Annotated in this window: 16 protein-coding genes and 3 pseudogenes; 7 read left to right on the forward strand and 12 right to left on the reverse strand. The window is 57.3% G+C overall.

The window, feature by feature from the left end:
* Nucleotides 1-113: 113 nt before the first annotated feature.
* Nucleotides 114-2,297, forward strand: a complete 2,184-nt coding sequence (gene yccS, locus AB4N76_RS11805; protein ID WP_046029823.1) for a YccS family putative transporter — start codon at nt 114-116, stop codon at nt 2,295-2,297.
* Nucleotides 2,298-2,449: 152 nt separating this feature from the next.
* Here the strand turns inward: yccS and AB4N76_RS11810 are convergent, their stop codons facing one another.
* Nucleotides 2,450-3,187, reverse strand: coding sequence for a substrate-binding periplasmic protein (locus AB4N76_RS11810; protein ID WP_046029822.1), 738 nt, complete (start codon nt 3,185-3,187; stop codon nt 2,450-2,452).
* A 256-nt stretch (nt 3,188-3,443) separates the two neighbouring features.
* Here AB4N76_RS11810 and AB4N76_RS11815 point away from each other — a divergent pair.
* Nucleotides 3,444-3,897, forward strand: a pseudogene (locus tag AB4N76_RS11815) (GNAT family N-acetyltransferase).
* 173 nt (nt 3,898-4,070) lie between these two features.
* Here the strand turns inward: AB4N76_RS11815 and AB4N76_RS11820 are convergent.
* From AB4N76_RS11820 to AB4N76_RS11830, 3 genes and pseudogenes are all read right to left on the reverse strand, one after another.
* Nucleotides 4,071-4,367, reverse strand: a complete 297-nt coding sequence (locus AB4N76_RS11820) for a winged helix-turn-helix domain-containing protein (RefSeq protein WP_046029819.1) — start codon at nt 4,365-4,367, stop codon at nt 4,071-4,073.
* A 25-nt stretch (nt 4,368-4,392) separates the two neighbouring features.
* Nucleotides 4,393-4,884: a M48 metallopeptidase family protein gene (locus AB4N76_RS11825; RefSeq protein ID WP_046029818.1), complete on the reverse strand. Its 492-nt coding sequence runs from the start codon at nt 4,882-4,884 to the stop codon at nt 4,393-4,395.
* A 45-nt stretch (nt 4,885-4,929) separates the two neighbouring features.
* A pseudogene (locus tag AB4N76_RS11830) lies at nt 4,930-7,039 on the reverse strand (putative bifunctional diguanylate cyclase/phosphodiesterase).
* A gap of 319 nt (nt 7,040-7,358) precedes the next feature.
* On the opposite strand from AB4N76_RS11830, the gene AB4N76_RS11835 reads away from it, so the two are divergent.
* Together AB4N76_RS11835 and AB4N76_RS11840 are read left to right on the forward strand one after the other, a co-directional pair.
* Nucleotides 7,359-8,027 (forward strand): polysaccharide lyase family 7 protein, encoded by a 669-nt coding sequence (locus tag AB4N76_RS11835; RefSeq protein WP_046029815.1) that lies wholly within the window; start codon nt 7,359-7,361, stop codon nt 8,025-8,027.
* 219 nt (nt 8,028-8,246) lie between these two features.
* A complete protein-coding gene (locus AB4N76_RS11840; RefSeq protein ID WP_460164609.1) occupies nt 8,247-8,504 on the forward strand; it encodes a fructose-bisphosphate aldolase in 258 nt (85 codons plus the stop codon).
* 101 nt (nt 8,505-8,605) lie between these two features.
* Here AB4N76_RS11840 and AB4N76_RS11845 read toward each other — a convergent pair whose 3' ends face one another.
* Both AB4N76_RS11845 and AB4N76_RS11850 read right to left on the reverse strand, forming a co-directional pair.
* Nucleotides 8,606-9,022: a carbohydrate-binding module family 20 domain-containing protein gene (locus tag AB4N76_RS11845; RefSeq protein WP_460164480.1), complete on the reverse strand. Its 417-nt coding sequence runs from the start codon at nt 9,020-9,022 to the stop codon at nt 8,606-8,608.
* A 244-nt stretch (nt 9,023-9,266) separates the two neighbouring features.
* The gene (locus tag AB4N76_RS11850; RefSeq protein ID WP_460164481.1) at nt 9,267-9,458 is read right to left on the reverse strand and encodes a hypothetical protein; all 192 of its coding nucleotides are present in this window, start codon (nt 9,456-9,458) and stop codon (nt 9,267-9,269) included.
* A gap of 247 nt (nt 9,459-9,705) precedes the next feature.
* Between AB4N76_RS11850 and AB4N76_RS11855 the strand changes: the two are divergent.
* Nucleotides 9,706-10,394: pseudogene (locus tag AB4N76_RS11855) on the forward strand (transposase).
* Nucleotides 10,395-10,689: 295 nt separating this feature from the next.
* A complete protein-coding gene (locus tag AB4N76_RS11860; RefSeq protein WP_460164482.1) occupies nt 10,690-11,049 on the forward strand; it encodes a hypothetical protein in 360 nt (119 codons plus the stop codon).
* Between the two features lie 102 nt (nt 11,050-11,151).
* On the opposite strand, the gene fba is transcribed toward AB4N76_RS11860, so the two are convergent.
* From fba to tkt, 6 genes are all read right to left on the reverse strand, one after another.
* Nucleotides 11,152-12,216, reverse strand: coding sequence for a class II fructose-bisphosphate aldolase (gene fba / locus AB4N76_RS11865; RefSeq protein ID WP_007945427.1), 1,065 nt, complete (start codon nt 12,214-12,216; stop codon nt 11,152-11,154).
* A 264-nt stretch (nt 12,217-12,480) separates the two neighbouring features.
* Complete coding sequence (locus AB4N76_RS11870; protein ID WP_077431129.1) at nt 12,481-12,813, reverse strand: MliC family protein; 333 nt, start codon at nt 12,811-12,813, stop codon at nt 12,481-12,483.
* A gap of 56 nt (nt 12,814-12,869) precedes the next feature.
* Nucleotides 12,870-13,091, reverse strand: a complete 222-nt coding sequence (locus tag AB4N76_RS11875) for a hypothetical protein (protein WP_046029807.1) — start codon at nt 13,089-13,091, stop codon at nt 12,870-12,872.
* A 34-nt stretch (nt 13,092-13,125) separates the two neighbouring features.
* On the reverse strand, nt 13,126-14,289 hold the full coding sequence (locus AB4N76_RS11880; protein ID WP_046029806.1) for a phosphoglycerate kinase: 1,164 nt from the start codon (nt 14,287-14,289) through the stop codon (nt 13,126-13,128).
* Between the two features lie 17 nt (nt 14,290-14,306).
* Nucleotides 14,307-15,386 (reverse strand): erythrose-4-phosphate dehydrogenase, encoded by a 1,080-nt coding sequence (gene epd / locus AB4N76_RS11885; RefSeq protein ID WP_077431128.1) that lies wholly within the window; start codon nt 15,384-15,386, stop codon nt 14,307-14,309.
* A 131-nt stretch (nt 15,387-15,517) separates the two neighbouring features.
* Nucleotides 15,518-17,515, reverse strand: coding sequence for a transketolase (gene tkt / locus AB4N76_RS11890; RefSeq protein WP_077431127.1), 1,998 nt, complete (start codon nt 17,513-17,515; stop codon nt 15,518-15,520).
* A 30-nt stretch (nt 17,516-17,545) separates the two neighbouring features.
* Between tkt and AB4N76_RS11895 the strand changes: the two genes are divergently transcribed.
* The gene (locus AB4N76_RS11895; protein ID WP_139348088.1) at nt 17,546-17,776 is read left to right on the forward strand and encodes a hypothetical protein; all 231 of its coding nucleotides are present in this window, start codon (nt 17,546-17,548) and stop codon (nt 17,774-17,776) included.
* The last annotated feature ends 10 nt before the right edge of the window (nt 17,777-17,786 follow it).

The following is a 17,786-nucleotide window of genomic DNA, read 5'->3' on the forward strand; positions in this document are numbered from 1 at the left end:
ACCACGTGTGGTATCAAGGAACAGATTTTGCTGTCAGATGTGATCGGCGCCATTGCGTCGGCGTCATTACTGGCTCAATTTAGCGTCATTGCCTCGGAAGGCCTTCGCACTTCATGTCATCGACTCCTCTTCGTCAGTCTCTGCGTCGCCTCTGGGCACTGGATAAATTCAGCTACAGCGTGCGGGTGTTCATCGCCCTGACCGGCAGCATGGCGGTCTGTTGGTATCAGGATGAAATGGGCCTGCTGATCCCATTGTTCCTGGGGATTATCGCCAGCGCCCTGGCCGAGACCGACGACAGTTGGCAGGGCCGCCTCAACGCGCTGGCCGTAACGCTGGTGTGTTTCAGCGTTGCGGCCTTCTCCGTCGAACTGCTGTTTCCCTACCCCTACATATTCATCATTGCCCTGGCCCTGGCCAGCTTCGGCCTGACAATGCTCGGCGCCCTCGGCGAACGTTATGGCGCCATTGCCTCGGCGACGCTGATTCTCTCGGTCTACACGATGATCGGCGTGGACCAGCGCGGTGGTGCGGTCACCGATTTCTGGCATGAACCGGTGCTGCTGGTAGCCGGTGCGGCCTGGTACGGTTTGCTGTCGGTGCTGTGGCAGGCGATGTTTTCCAACCAGCCTGTGCAGCAGAGCCTGGCGCGGTTGTTCCGCGAACTGGGTTTTTACCTGAAGCTCAAGTCGTCGCTGTTCGAGCCGATCCGGCAGATGGACGTGGAAGCGCGGCGCCTGGAACTGGCCCAGCAGAATGGGCGTGTGGTGGCGGCATTGAACGCGGCCAAGGAAATCATTCTGCACCGGGTCGGCAATGGGCGGCCGGGCTCGAAAGTCAGTCGCTACCTGAAATTGTATTTCCTCGCCCAGGACATCCACGAGCGCGCCAGTTCTTCGCACTACCCCTACAACGCACTCGCCGAGGCCTTTTTCCACAGCGACGTGCTGTTCCGCTGCCAGCGCCTGCTACGTCAGCAAGGCAAGGCGTGCCGCGCCCTCGCCGAATCGATCCAGATGCGCCAGCCGTTCATCTATGACGCGAGTTTCGCCGAAGCCCTGGGCGATCTGAACGCCTCCATCGAACACCTGCGCATCCAGAGCAACCCGGCCTGGCGAGGCCTGTTGCGATCGCTGCGGGCACTGGCGGCCAACCTGGCGACACTCGACCGTTTGCTCAGCGACGCGAGCAACCCCGATGCGCTGGCCGATGCTACCGACAGCAGCCTGCTCGACCGTTCGCCGCGCAACCTCAAAGATGTGTGGATGCGCTTGCGCACACAACTGACGCCGACGTCGTTGCTGTTCCGCCATGCACTGCGTTTGCCCCTCGCGTTGAGCATCGGCTACGGCATGGTGCACCTGATTCACCCGTCCCAGGGCTACTGGATCATCCTCACCACGCTGTTCGTGTGTCAGCCGAACTACGGCGCCACCCGCCGCAAACTCGGCCAACGGATCATCGGCACCGCGATCGGCCTGACGGTGGCCTGGGCGTTGTTCGATCTGTTTCCCAATCCGTTGATCCAGTCGTGCTTCGCAATCGCCGCCGGGGTGGTGTTCTTTATCAACCGTACGACGCGCTACACCTTGGCCACGGCGGCGATCACCTTGATGGTGCTGTTCTGCTTCAACCAGGTCGGCGACGGTTACGGGCTGTTCCTGCCGCGGCTGCTCGATACCTTGCTCGGCAGCCTGATCGCCGGGCTGGCGGTGTTCCTGTTCCTGCCGGACTGGCAGGGTCGACGCCTGAACAAGGTGCTGGCCAACACCCTCACCTGCAACAGCATTTACCTGCGCCAGATCATGCAGCAATACGCGTCTGGCAAAAGTGACGACCTGGCGTATCGCCTGGCGCGACGCAACGCGCACAACGCCGACGCGGCGCTGTCGACGACGCTGGCCAACATGCTCATGGAGCCTGGGCACTTCCGGAAAGAAGCGGATGTCGGCTTTCGTTTTCTGGTGCTGTCACACACGTTGCTCAGCTATTTGTCCGGGCTGGGGGCGCATCGCGAAACCCCACTGCCAGCGGAGGTGCGTGAACAGTTGATCGACGGCGCCGGAGTGAGCCTGGCCGCGAGCATCGACGAAATCGCCCAAGGCCTGGCAAGCAAACAGCCGATTGCCATTCAGAGTGATGAGGAAGAGGCGCTGGCCAACACCCTTGAGCAGATGCCGGATGAAATCGATGAAGGGCAGCGGCTGGTGCAGACGCAATTGGCGTTGATTTGTCGGCAGCTTGGACCGTTGCGGACGTTGGCGGCGCATTTGATTAAAGACACCAGCGAAGACTAAGTTGTGTGTTGTCTGGGCCGGCCTCATCGCGGGCAAGCCCGGCTCCCACAGGAGATCTTTGCAACACCCTGGATCAGTGTGGGAGCGGCGGTGCGACGATTCGACTTGCCCGCGATGAAGGCATCGGCCACACCAGACACCTGGGATCAGCCTTACATCCCATGTTGCTTCATCAGGCGCTCATAACTGCCATCCGCCTTCATCTCGGCAATCTCGCGGTCGAAACTGGCGACAATCTGTTCGTGTTGCGGGTTTTTCAGACTGACCAATATGTGCAGGCTGTTCTCGCTCAACGGTTTGGGCAAAAACTCCACGGCATTGCGCACTTTGGAGGTTTCGCGCGCCAGGTAATAACGGGCGACGAATTCATCTTCAAGCGTCAACTTGACCCGGTCCGCTGCAACCATGCGCACCGCCATGGAAAAGTTATGCACCGGGACTTTCTGCAACGATGCGTCGTCATCGAACTCAGGGGAATAGGCATACCCGCGCACGATTGCAATCGGATAAGTGTGCAGTTGCTGCAAGTTGTTGTATTCGATGGGGGCGTCTTTGCGCTTCAGAAAGCGCACGCGATTAAGCAGATACTCGCCGGAGAACTGGCCAAGCTTGGTGCGTTCATTGGTGTACCAGGCATTGACCAATACGTCATACCGCCCCTCGCCCACGCCCATCAGGGCTCGCGCCCAAGGCACCTGTTCGAAATCACTGGCATAGCCGGCCCGGGCCAGCGCGGTGCTGACAATGTCCGTCGCCAACCCGCCGTTGACCAGCGTGGCATCGGTAAAGGGTGGCCAGGCATCAGCGACCAGTCGCAGCTTTTCCGCTGCCGCGCCCTGTGTCAGCAACAGCAATACAATCAAAGCACAAGCTCGATGCAATCGCGGCATGCTAGAAAATCCTTAGCGGGCGGGTTGCCCGACGTGTTTTTCAGCCCAGACTCCAAGATCCCTATACCGGCACCCGGTACTCAACATTAGCTCATTGAAGCCACTGCACAGCGCGTCATCGCAGATTACACAAAGAAGACCACGCCGAGCGAAATGAATGATGGCATTTTGGCCTTTGTCACAGATTTACCGACCATAAAGACATCCATCTTCAGGACGCTTAGTATCGGCGTGACGATGTTCAAGGAAAGTGAAGATGACTATTGATTGGATCTGCAAACACCACAGTGATCTGGGCAAAGAGCAGTTGTACGCCATTCTGCAACTGCGTACGGAGGTGTTTGTCGTCGAGCAGAAATGCGTTTATCAGGACATCGATGGCCAGGATCTGGAAGGTGACACCTGCCATTTAATGGCGTGGGACGAGAATCGGCTGGTGGGTTACCTGCGATTGCTTGACCCACAGACGCAGGGTGGCGATGTGGTGATCGGCCGGGTGATTGTTGCCCCCGGCGGCACGTGGCGCCGGGCTCGGGCACGAACTGATGGCACAGGCGTTGAAGCAGGCTGAAAAGCACTGGCCGGGCACGCCGGTTTATCTGTCGGCTCAGGCGCATTTGCAGGGCTATTACGGCAAGTACGGGTTTGTCGTGGCGGGCGAGGAATATCTGGAGGATGACATTCCACACATCGGGATGCGTCGACCTTAAAGGCCTCATCGCGGGCAAGCCCGGCTCCCACAGGGATCAGTAGTGTGCCCACTGTCTATGCCACACAATTGAACCTTGTGGGGTCTGAAGTGTGACTACTTTCTATGCCACTCAGTAGATCCCTGTGGGAGCCGGGCTTGCCCGCGGTGGCGTCACCTGCGGCACCGCAGAAATCAAGGGTACTCAAGCACCACTTTTATCTGCCGCAAATTCCGCTCGATCCATCCCCGATCAATCGCCCCCCACTCACGAATCCGATAGCGCCCCGCATGATTGCGCGCGCCCTCTTCCTGCTCGAACTCGCAAATGATGTCCAGGTCCGCCAATGCCGCAATCGTGTCCTGCGCCGTGCGCCGGGGCATGCCGGTCACGTCGGTCAGGGCCGGGACACTGCTGGCCAGCCCGCTGTCGATCAGGTACGCCACGTATAACCGGCGGTAGAAGCTGCTCTTGGTCTTGCTGACTTCCATTCAAACACTCCCGGCAGTTGATCGGTTACTGCATGTCCCGCCAGGTCAGGTACACACGCAGGTCGAACTCCACCTGGTGATACCCCGGCAACATGTGTTCACACAGTTTGTAGAACGCCTTGTTGTGATCTGACTCTTTAAAGTGCGCCAGTTCATGCACCACGATCATTTTCAGAAACTCTGAAGGCGCTTCCTTGAACAGCGAGGCCACACGGATTTCTTTCTTGGCCTTGAGCTTGCCGCCCTGCACCCGCGAGATGGTGGTGTGCAAGCCCAGGGCACGATGCGTGAGGTCCAGACGGTTGTCGAACAGCACTTTGTCGATGGACGGAGCATTGCGCAGGTATTCCTGCTTGAGGTCCAGCGCGTAGGTGTACAGCGCCTTGTCACTCTGCACACCGTGCTTTTCCGGGTAGCGCTTGCTCAGGTAGTCGCCCAGCCGATCTTCGGCGATCAGCTGGCGCACTTGATCCTGCAATGCAGCAGGATAGGCCTGGAGGTATTTCAACGCGGTCATTGGGGCGGCAACACGAATCACGAAAAGGTCGCCAGTGTAGCGAATTCAACTGTTCAGTGCGCTCCAGTCGAACGGCTGCACAAAGTCGCCGACATCTTCGGACATCATCGGCCGCGCCACCAGAAAACCTTGCACGTACTCACAGCCATTGATATTGAGCAAGCGTTTCCACGCCTTCGGCGATCACCAGCATTCCATATTGCTTGCACAGGTCGATCACATTGCGCACCAGCGCTGCATCCCGCGAGGACTCGGGTAACCGGGCAATCAAGTGCCGGTCGAACTTGAGTGTGTCCAGCTCCAGGTCGCGCAGATGGGTCAAGGAGCAAGCCCCCGAACCAAAGTCATCCAGTGCCACCCGCACCCCAAGGTTGCGCAGCAAACGCAGGGTCTTGCGGGTTTCTTCAGGGTTTTGCATCAGCGCTTCTTCCGTCACCTCGACTTCCAGATGACGCGGTTGCAGGCCATGGCGTTCCAGCACCTGGCGTAACTCGGTGACCAGGTTGGGCATGCCGAACTGGGTGCTGCTCAAACTGACGCCGAGCACCAGGTCGTCGGCAAACAGGGTTTCCCAGGCCTTTCGCTGCCCGGCCCCGCGATGATAAATCCAGCTGCCCAACCGACTGATCAGCCGTGCCTCTTCCAGCAACGGCAGAAACAGCCCCGGCGGGACATCGCCCACGCTCGGGTGATGCCAGCGCAGCAATGCCTCGAACCCGCGCAGTTGCCCGCTGGCGATGGACACCTGGGGTTGGTAGACCAAGTTGAAATCACGGTTTTCGATGGCCGTGCGCACACTTTCTTCGAGCATCAGCCGCGAACGCGCGCGGCCGTTCATTTCGTGATCGTAAAAGCGGTACTGCTGACGGCCCGCTCGCTTGGCTTCGTACATGGCAATGTCCGAGGCCCGCAACAAGCCGTCGAGGTTGGCCCCGCAATCCGGGTACGTCGCAATCCCGATACTGGCGCCCAACGCGATGTCCAGCCCATCAATCTGCTGACAGATCGATACCCGCTCGATGAGCTTCTCGGCAATCTTCGCCGCCTGTTCGGGAAACTCCAGGTCCAGCAGCGCGGTAAATTCATCGCCGCCCATGCGCGCCAGAATGTCGAAGGGGCGCAAGCACGCCTTCAACTGCTCGGACACCCAGCGCAGCACGCGGTCGCCGGCATCATGGCCGAGGGAATCATTGACCCGTTTGAACCCGTCAAGGTCCAGGTACAGCAACACCCAAGCGCTGTCGGCGCGCTCACCGCGTAGCAACAGGTTTTCCACGGTCTGGTAGAACCCCCGGCGATTGAGCAGGCCGGTCAACGGGTCGGTAACGGCCTGGAACTCCAGTTGCTGATGCAGATGACGCACCACCGACATGTCCAGCACCGTCACCACCATCGCGTGTTGTTCCGCGGGCAACGGCGCGCATGACAGCGCCACCGGCACCTGTTGACCGGGCGTGGTACGCAGCATCGCGTCATGCAGGCGCAAGGTTTCGCCACGCTTGTAACCGCTGTAAATCTCGGAATCCAGCCAGACCGGGATGTGCGGTTTTTGCAGGAAATCCAGAAACTCTTTGCCTTGCAGATCCTGCACCGTGGCATTCAGCAGCCGCGACATGGCCGGGTTGGCGAAACGGATTACCCCGTCCTCACTCACCACCAGAATGCCTTCGGCCGCGTTCTCCAGCACCGAGGCATTAAAGGCGCGAGCGACTTCCAGGTCGTGGCTCAAGCGCTGCAACGCACGGCGATTGCGCTGGTGTTCCAGCAAGGCCTGCACTTTGGGTTTGAGAATCTGCGGGTCGAACGGTTTGAACAGGTAATCCACCGCGCCGCTGGCGTAGCCCTTGATCACCGCGTCCTGGGATTGTTCATTGGCCGTCAGGAAGATAATCGGCGTGAGGCGGGTTCGTTGACTGCCACGCATCAGGCGCGCCACTTCAAAACCGTCCATGCCGGGCATCTGCACATCGAGCAGCACCAGGTCGACTTCGTGTTCGAGCAACAGGCTGAGCGCTTCGAAGCCGGAGGCGGCGGTCATGACCTGCCAGTCCTGGCGCTGGAGCAACGCGCGCATGCTGATCAGGTTTTCAGGGTAATCATCGACGATTAAAAGGATTGAGCTGCCGTCGGTTGGCGTGGGTTGCGCGCATTCCATGCTGCTTCTCTTGTCGGGACGTCAGACCGGTTTCTCGTGAAAACCGGACAAATACTTAGCCTGCACTCTAGACCGGGAACCGCAAAAGCAGAAGCCATCAGAGCGCCATCATTTAACCATCACGTTAATTTGCCGACTAACGGTCGGTCCTGAGAGCCCCGAAAACCGGGATAGATGGCCTTTCGACAGGACGTTGACGCCAAATCTCTGCCGGGCAGGCATTAACAAAGTGGCCTCGTACGCTTATAAAGACCGCCCCCCGATGCGCGTGCTAGAGCTTCTGGCACGTGCGTGCAGCAAAAATTTGTGGAAGCTTTCTATGATCGATCTCGCAACCTGGAACCTCAGCGTTCCCGTCGGCAGCCCGCCCTACACCGTTGAAACCTCAAAACTGGTGGACGGCTTCAAGGATCAATACTTCCACTCCGACACCGGCACGTTGTTCTTCTGGTCCCCGGTGACCGGCTCAAAGACTGAAAACGCCATCTATCCACGAACCGAACTTCGCGAAACCTACAGCAACGGCACCCTGCGCAATTGGTATTACCCGGATGCCGACAATATGTTGCGCGCGACCCTGGCGGTGAATCAGGTCCCCAGCTCAGGGAAAATCGTCATCGGCCAGATCCACGCCTATGAAAGCCAGAAGCCCTTGGTGAAGGTCGAGTATCAATACAAAACCAAAACCGCGACCGGCAACATCGTCGCCAAAGTGCGCATGCACCCGGATGATGACGTAGGTCGGGTGATTACCATTGCGACCGGCGTGAAGCTGGATCAGGAGTTTTCCTACCTCATCCACCTGAGCCCTGGCGGCGCATTGGGTATCAGCGCGGCGGGGTATCAATGGGACACCAACATCAGCGCGACGTGGCGGGTGAAGCCGCTGTATTTCAAGGCCGGGGTGTATGTGCAGGACAACACCGGGTACACCAGCGAGGGCGGCAAAGTGACGTTCAGCAAGCTGGATATTGATCACGATAAATGACCACTCGCCTATCCCTGTAGCAGCTGCCGAGCCCGCGAGGCTGCGTTCGGCTGCATAGCAGTCGTGAGATGCCTGACGCGGTGCATCTGAAGAAACGCATTCGCAGGTTTTACGACTGCTGCGCAGCCGGACGCAGCCTCGCGGGCTCGGCAGCTGCTACAGGGTCTGAAAAACTCACAGGACGCCTCCGACCGTGGCGAGGAGCTTGCTCCCGCTGGGCTGCGAAGCAGCCCCAGAACCTATACCCTATTTCCTCAGACACACCCTACCGTGCTACGCGAACTTCATAACTGCGTCAGCGAACGCCTCAACGCCGTCCTCAAATACCTGAACCTGATGGCCTGCACCAGCCTCCCCGACTACGCCGAAAACGATATCAACACCGTCACTAACATTGCGCGGATTCTGGTCCAGGATATCGCTGACGTGTTTGGGGTGATCGAGCAGCGTGGGTTTGATAAGCCTAAAGCTCCGTAGCCACATTCTCAGGAAACAAAAAGCCCGCAACGCTGCGGGTTTTTATCCAAATAGAATTGGAAGTTACTATTTAAACGGCCCATACCGTTTTGCTGGGAGGCTCAAAACGAGCCGGTGGTTTTCATATCCCCGAAAATCAATTTCATCTGATTGTCGGGATCGGGCTGCCACCTTATTACGGCTGTCGGGTCTGCTTCGCTGCGAACGATGCACTTCCATTTCACGACATCATCGGGCTTCGTACCTTTCAACTGCACTGTGCCGGTCCATATAGCTGGGCCGCGCGTTGTCAGGCCGGGAGGCGGGTCGAGTTTAACAGCCTCTCCCACCTTCCATCGCCCTAATGCCTCGATGTCGCCAACCACATATACACTTTCACCCTTATCCGTGTAGCTGTTAATACACTGAAATTTCACGCTGAGTAAATACTCCATCACAACGGATTGGGCATCACTGGATACTGGCGACATCACCAATAAGAAAGCGCCCAGCGGAAATAGGTAACGAATTCGGCCCATCATGAACCCCTTAGATCACTACAATGAACATTTAACAAACTAAATAAATACAAAAAAAATAAATCAGACCCCTTTCCGTTCGTCCAGGATATAGCAGCTTGGTTTGATACGCCTTTAGCTCAGAAATCAATGCTCAAGTAATAAAAAACCCACGTTTGTGCGGGTTTTTATTGAGAACAGATTTTTCTTACCAACACTCAAGTTTTTTAGCGCAGGACACATCTAAAACTGAAATATGTTGAGCCTACTTAACAGAATCAAGCTGCTTCTTGGCCTTTTCTACCGCCTCATTTGACGAAGAAGCTGTAACTGTATTTGACCCAGGAGGCTGAGTGTTTGTAACGCGACAGATATACGTATCTTCCGCAGCATAGCTTGAAACTGGCAACATCATTGACGTCGCCAGCGCAATCACTAAAAGCAATACTTTTTTCATGATGGCATACCCACTCTTTTTATTTAAAAGGGGACGGATTTATTTATTCACTACTTTCACACCTAACGATAACCATCCCAGCCCAGAAAATCACCTGTAAGAAATAACAGTTCCTAATACAATTTTGCGATAACAGAGCAGTAACATATTCGAAATGGGGACTGCGAAATGGGGACAGTTTTATTTAATTATAATTTACGATTCGCGGCTAAGCTTCCTCCATCACTACAAGGACGTAGGTGGCTATATGCCCAGAATGGCACGTGTCTTATTACCCCACTATCCTCATCATGTCGTACAAAGAGGTCACAACAAGCAGGTTGTGTTCGCCCATCCGGAGGACTTCGAGCGCTATCTCGCTGACCTGCGAGAACTCAAAAAAGCACTGGATGTAAAAGTTTACGCTTTTTGCCTGATGACCAATCATGTCCACCTATTGCTGGCACCCGGGAAAACGCAACGGGTCTCGGTCAACTCATGAAAGGTCTGGCAGGCCGCATGACGCGATATCGAAACAAACTTGAAGGACGCTCGGGAACCCTATGGGAGAGCCGCTACAAATCCAGCATCGTGCAAACAGACACTTACTTATTGGCCTGTAGTCGGTACATCGAACTCAACCCGGCGAGAGCGCAAATGGTTCAGCGTGCCCAGGACTATCCCTGGTCGAGCTTGCATTTACGCAATAACGAAAAGGCAGAGAGTCTCTGGCTGGATGAAGATCCTTTCTTTCACGCGTTAGGCGCGACACATGCCGAACGACTCGTTCGCTATAACACTTTTGTCAATCATGTCTCCCCACCATCAGAACTACGACTGATAAGAGATGCACTTCAGAGAGGCCAGTTGGCGGAAAGTTCTCGCTTCACGGATGAGATTGAATACATCACTGGGCAGCGGATATCACAACGGGCACAAGGGAGGCCCGCCAAGTAATTCGAAGAGATTAAAGCCGGGGGCGCTTTAAACAAACTCGCCCCCTTACTCAACTTTCCTCACAAGCACTAGCATTAGCATTAAATAGATCTGTCCCCTTTTTTTGTTTGCCAGCCTTTTTTTGTTTCAGATCGCCTTTTCTACCCAGCTATAGCAAAACGGTATTAAAAACTGTTATTTCTAACAGGTCACCAAAAACAACTTATAAACTAACCTCATCGACGTAATATAAAAAATCAAGACAGGACGGATAAATATATCCACCTTAAACATCTTACACAAGAGGATTAAAATCATGAGCAGCAATCCGAACGGAACTTATAAAGGGCGCGTATATGATTCCGGCGAGAGCAATGACGCCACCCTGACAATTACCTCGTCAGACTCAGGGACGGGTAACGTAACTGGAGCCAGCATGACGTATTACGGACTTAACTTCGTCGTTGATGGAACCTTCGCTTATCAAAACTTAACGGGTGAATCCCCGGTATCTTTTAATCTTCGAGCAGAGGTAAAAAGCGGAGAAAACAATCTGCTCAACATTACTTTGGCATCGCCCGACAGAAACTATACTACCTTGACCGGTAAAGTTTATGTCTCACGTGGGGGGCCGAATGTAGGCAAAACTTACGACATCACCTTCAACAGAACATAACGACAGAAGAGCCCGACTTAATTATCCTATTTAGCCATTTATTAAACTCAATAAAAACCCGTCTAAAGACGGGTTTTTTATGCAACTCAAACGCAGAAGGTCTTAGTTAACCTTAGCGTTCAACTCCCCCTTCAAATAACGCTGATACATCCCTTCCAACGAGATCGGCTTGATCTTCGAAGCATTACCAGCAGTACCAAACTGGTTATAACGGTCGATACACACATCACGCATCGCAGTCACGGTCGCGCCGAAGAATTTACGCGGGTCGAATTCGCTCGGGTTGGTGGCCATCAGGCGACGCATTGCGCCGGTGGACGCCAAACGCAGGTCGGTGTCGATGTTGACCTTGCGCACGCCGTGCTTGATGCCTTCGACGATTTCCTCAACCGGTACGCCGTAGGTTTCTTTGATGTCGCCGCCGTACTGGTTGATGATCGCCAGCCACTCTTGCGGAACCGAAGACGAACCGTGCATCACCAGGTGGGTGTTCGGGATGCGTTTGTGGATTTCTTTGATGCGGTCGATGGCCAGTACGTCGCCGGTAGGCGGCTTGGTGAACTTGTACGCGCCGTGGCTGGTGCCGATGGCGATGGCCAGGGCATCCACTTGAGTGCGTTTGACGAAGTCAGCGGCTTCTTCCGGGTCGGTCAGCATTTGGCTGTGATCCAGAACGCCTTCGGCGCCGATGCCGTCTTCTTCACCGGCCATGCCGGTTTCCAGCGAACCCAGGCAGCCCAGCTCGCCTTCTACCGAAACGCCGCAGGCGTGAGCCATGGCCACGGTTTGTTGGGTAACACGGACGTTGTAGTCGTAGTCGGTCGGGGTCTTGCCGTCTTCGCCCAGGGAACCGTCCATCATCACCGAGCTGAAGCCCAGTTGGATGGAGCGCTGGCAGACGTCAGGGCTGGTGCCGTGGTCCTGGTGCATGCACACCGGGATGTGCGGGAATTCTTCGATCGCCGCCAGGATCAGGTGGCGCAGGAACGGGGCGCCAGCGTATTTGCGAGCACCGGCCGAAGCCTGGACGATCACCGGAGAGTCAGTCTTGTCAGCGGCTTCCATGATGGCGCGCATCTGCTCAAGGTTGTTGACGTTGAAGGCTGGAACGCCGTAGCCGAACTCGGCTGCGTGGTCCAGCATCTGGCGCATGCTGATAAGTGCCATTGTGTGTGTCTCTCCCGGTTGAGGGTCGTTAATCGTGCCAGCCTGCCGTAGCGGCGGCGGCTATTCAAGTTATTGCAGATCGGGGGTTAGGCCCGGGCTGCGAATTCGGGTGTTGCCTAAATCTCAACAACTGCACAGAACCCTTGTGGGAGCGGGCTTGCTCGCGAATGCGGCTCAACATTCAACATCTATGCAAGCTGAACCACCGCTTTCGCGAGCAAGCCCGCTCCCACATTTGGATCTCTGCACTTCAAATCAATCGTGTTACTGCGCTTTACAGCCACGGCCGATCAAATCATTGGTGGCGACCCAGTACACCAGGCCTTCCTCACCTTTTACGTGAAACGCCAGCATATCGTTGCTGTACAGCGAACCTTCGGCGCCTGGCTCAAGCTTGAGGCGATAGACCTGATCGGCCCCGCCCAGGCGCACGTCGACTTCCTTGCGGCTGTCGTCGGTGTAGCGCCACAGCACTTTGGCCTGGCTGTCGCACGTCCAGGTGGTCCAGTTATCCACAGGGGCGGACGACTGGAACAGGTTCAACTGTGCGCAACCGGCCAGCAACGCCAGCGCCGTAACGGCGATAAAACCTTTCATCCATGTTCCTCGACTGACGGCGCACGCCGCCAGCCCTGAGTAAAGTGTCAGACCCGTCAAGGGCAACCATGTTCCTTGGCCGGGGTCTGTGTCTCGTATTTATCCAGGCCATCCGGCCCGGAACGCTTGTTGAGCACCGGGTTGGTTTCCGCTTGCCAATCGGCCTGGTAGCAACCGTTTTGCGGCGCGGACGGCGCGGGCTCCGGCGTGGCTTTCGGGTTACTCCCGCAAGCCGCCAATGAACCCGCGACGATCAACAGCGTTAACAACCTGACCATGTAACCACTCCTTTGCCTGGTCAACGGGATGGCCTCAGGCCTTGGCCCGGCTTTCCAGGACTTCAACGGCTGGCAGCACTTTGCCTTCAACGAACTCGAGGAATGCGCCACCGCCGGTAGAAATGTAGGAGATCTGCTCGGCAACGCCATATTTATCGATGGCCGCCAGGGTGTCGCCACCGCCCGCGATGGAGAACGCCGTGCTTTCGGCGATGGCCTGGGCCAGGACTTTGGTGCCGTTACCGAACTGGTCGAATTCGAACACGCCGACCGGGCCGTTCCACAGGATGGTTTTCGACGACTTCAGCAGCTCGGCGAAATTCGCCGCAGTCTGTGGGCCGATGTCCAGGATCATGTCGTCGGCGGCCACGTCGGCGATCAGTTTGACAGTCGCGGTGGCGCTTTCGGCGAATTCCTTGGCAACCACAACATCCACCGGCAACGGCACGCTGACTTTGGCGGCGATTTCGCGAGCGGTGTCCAGCAGGTCAGGTTCGTACAGGGACTTGCCGACCGGGTGACCGGCAGCGGCCAGGAAGGTGTTGGCAATGCCGCCGCCGACGATCAACTGGTTGCAGATCTGGCTCAGGCTGTTCAGCACGTCGAGCTTGGTCGACACCTTGGAGCCGGCAACGATGGCAGCCATTGGCTGGGCCGGGGCGCCGAGGGCTTTGCCCAGTGCGTCCAGCTCGGCAGCCAGCAACGGGCCTGCGGCGGCGACTTTGGCGAACTTGGCCACGCCGTGGGTCGAACCCTCGGCACGGTGAGCGGTGCCGAAGGCGTCCATCACGAACACGTCGCACAGGGCCGCGTATTGCTGGGCCAGCTCGTCAGCGTTCTTTTTCTCGCCCTTGTTAAAGCGCACGTTTTCGAACAGCACGATCTCGCCGGCCTTCACATCGACGCCGCCCAGATAGTCAGCGACCAGCGGCACTTCACGACCCAGCGCCTTGCTCAGGTAGTCAGCGACAGGCTTGAGGCTGTTCTCGGCGGAAAATTCGCCTTCGGTAGGACGGCCAAGGTGCGAGCAGACCATCACGGCCGCGCCTTTTTCCAGGGCCAGCTTGATGGTCGGCAGCGAAGCCAGGATTCGCGCATCGCTGGTGACAACACCGTCCTTGACTGGGACGTTGAGGTCTTCGCGAATCAGTACGCGCTTACCTTGCAGATCGAGGTCGGACATCTTCAACACGGTCATGGGTCGCAATTCCTGGGTTACTGATTTTGAGAGGTAGAGAGTGGTGATTCAGGTTTGGAAATAGCTGTTTGCAGATAGTGTTCTGCAACGTCCAGCATCCGGTTTGCAAACCCCCATTCGTTGTCGAACCAGGCCAGGATGTTTACCAGCCGCGGGCCGGAAACTCGGGTCTGACTGGCATCGACGATCGCCGAATGTGGGTCATGGTTAAAATCACAACTGGCGTGAGGCAACTCGGTATAGGCCAGGAGGCCTTTGAGCGGGCCGCTGGTGGCGGCTTCGCGCAGTATCCGGTTGACCTCGGTGGCGTCGGTATCGCTGACGGTCTGCATCGTAATATCGAGGCAAGACACGTTCACCGTCGGCACCCGTACGGCTTTGGCCTGAATTCGCCCGGCAAGTTCCGGCAACAGGCGTTCGATGCCGCGCGCCAGACCGGTGGACACCGGGATCACCGACTGGAACGCCGAACGAGTACGGCGCAGGTCTTCGTGGTGATAGGCGTCAATCACCGGCTGATCGTTCATCGCCGAGTGAATGGTGGTGATCGACACGTATTCCAGGCCAATGGCCTGATCCAGCAGGCGCAACAGCGGTACGCCGCAGTTGGTGGTGCAGGACGCGTTGGACACCAGCAGTTCGTCGCCGGTCAGGCAATCCTGGTTCACGCCGTAGACGATGGTGGCGTCGACATCCGACTCGCTGGCCATCGGCTGGGAAAACAGTACCCGTGGCGCACCGGCGTCGAGGAAACGCTGACCGTCTTCACGGGTGTGATAAGCGCCGGAGCACTCCAGCACCAGATCGACGCCCAACGACGCCCAATCGATGCCTTCGGGGGTGGCACTGCGCAGGACCTTCACGCAGTCGCCTTGAATATGCAGACAGTCGCCGTCAACCCGCACTTCACCGGGAAATCGCCCGTGAGTGGAGTCAAAGCGCGTCAGGTATTCGATGCTGGCCATGTCGGCCAGATCGTTGATCGCGACAATTTCAAACCCGGCCTTCTCGCCCCGCTCAAACAACGCACGCAAGACGCAACGACCAATCCGGCCGTAGCCGTTGAGTGCAACTTTGTAAGGACGCGGTTGAGGCATGGGGTTCTCGATTACCGTGGTGAATCCGTTAGACCGCTATCGCGGGCAAGCCCGGCTCCTACAAGTCAACGTGATCTGTAGGAGCCGGGCTTGCCCGCGATGGCGTCAGCCCAGACGACACATTTTCTGGATCAGTCTTCCAGCAACTCTTCAGCCTGACCCAGGATGTTTTCCAGGGTGAAGCCGAACTCTTCGAACAAGGCAGGCGCAGGCGCCGACTCGCCGTAGGTGGTCATGCCGATCACGCGACCTTCCAGGCCCACGTACTTGAACCAGAAGTCCGCATGGGCGGCTTCAATGGCGATACGGGCGCTGACCTGCAACGGCAGGACCGCTTGCTTGTAGCCGGCGTCCTGGGCATCGAACACGCTGGTGCAAGGCATGGAAACCACGCGCACCTTGCGGCCTTGCTCAGTCAGTTTGTCGAAGGCCTGAACCGCCAGGCCCACTTCGGAACCGGTGGCGATCAGGATCAGCTCAGGCTCGCCTGCACAGTCCTTCAGCACATAACCACCACGGCTGATGTCGGCGATCTGGCCGGCGTCACGGGTTTGGTGCTGCAGGTTCTGACGCGAGAAGATCAAGGCCGAAGGACCGTCTTTACGCTCCAGCGCGAACTTCCAGCACACCGCCGCTTCAACGGCGTCAGCCGGACGCCAGGTGTCCAGGTTCGGCGTGCTGCGCAGGCTGGTCAGTTGCTCGATTGGCTGGTGAGTCGGGCCGTCTTCGCCCAGACCGATGGAGTCGTGGGTGTAGACATGGATCACACGCTGCTTCATCAGGGCCGACATGCGCACTGCGTTGCGAGCGTATTCCATGAACATCAGGAAGGTCGCGCCGTAAGGCACCAGGCCGCCGTGCAGGGCAACGCCGTTCATGATGGCGGTCATGCCGAACTCGCGAACGCCGTAGTACATGTAGTTGCCGCTGGCGTCTTCGGCGGTGACACCTTTGCAACCTTTCCACAGGGTCAGGTTGGAACCGGCCAGGTCAGCCGAGCCGCCGAGGAATTCCGGCAACATCGGACCGTAGGCATTCAGCGCGTTCTGGCTGGCTTTACGGCTGGCGATGGTTTCGCCTTTGGCGGCCACTTCGGCGATGTAGGCCGCGGCTTTTTCGCTGAAGTCGGCTGGCAGGTCACCGCTCAGACGACGGATCAGTTCGTTGGCTTCGGTCGGGAACGCGGCGGAGTAAGCAGCGAAACGCTGATCCCACTCGGCTTCGACCGCTTTACCGGCTTCCTTGGCGTCCCACTCGGCGTAGATGTCGGCCGGAATTTCGAACGGACCGTGGTTCCACTTCAGAGCCGCGCGGGTCAGGGCGATTTCCGCGTCACCCAGTGGGGCGCCGTGGCAGTCTTCCTTGCCTTGCTTGTTCGGCGAACCGAAACCGATGGTGGTCTTGCAGCAGATCAGGGTTGGCTGCGTGCTTTTGCGTGCAGTCTCGATCGCGGTCTTGATTTCTTCAGGGTCGTGACCGTCGACGTTGCGGATCACCTGCCAGTTGTAGGCTTCGAAACGCTTCGGCGTGTCGTCGGTGAACCAGCCTTCGACTTCGCCGTCGATGGAAATGCCGTTGTCATCATAGAAGGCGATCAGCTTGCCCAGGCCCAAGGTACCGGCCAGGGAAGCGACTTCGTGGGAAATGCCTTCCATCATGCAGCCATCACCCAGGAAAACGTAGGTGTGGTGATCAACGATGTTGTGGCCCGGACGGTTGAATTGTGCGGCCATGACTTTTTCAGCCAGGGCAAAACCGATGGCGTTGGCCAGGCCTTGGCCCAGTGGACCGGTGGTGGTTTCAACGCCTGGGGTGTAGCCGAGTTCCGGGTGACCCGGGGTGCGGCTGTGCAGTTGGCGGAATTGTTTCAGATCGTCGATCGACAGGTCGTAGCCAGTCAGGTGCAGCAGCGAGTAGATCAACATCGAGCCATGGCCGTTGGACAGCACGAAGCGGTCACGGTCGGCGAACGATGGATTGCTCGGGTTGTGCTTGAGGTAGTCACGCCACAGCACTTCGGCGATATCCGCCATACCCATAGGGGCACCCGGATGGCCGCTGTTGGCTTTTTGCACGGCATCCATGCTGAGGGCACGAATGGCGTTGGCACGCTCACGACGGCTTGGCATCGCTGATCTCCTGCGGATATTGAATCGAGAGTGAATAAAATGAATCGGAAAAAAGGCGAGCATTTTCCCTCACCCGGACGCCTCGGGGCAATGACAGATAGTCATCTGGAGGCGTTTTTCCAATGGATTACCAAGGTTTCGGCTGATGAAACCTTTCTGCTATTCGTTTGTAGAGTAAATGGCAAGCCTGGAAGTGCCATCTATCGAGCAATATCAAAACTTTTTGATATTGCTCTTGCAGTGATTTCTACCCGTCACTAGACTGCTGGCC

The sequence above is a fragment of the Pseudomonas sp. S2_F03 genome (assembly GCF_054668335.1).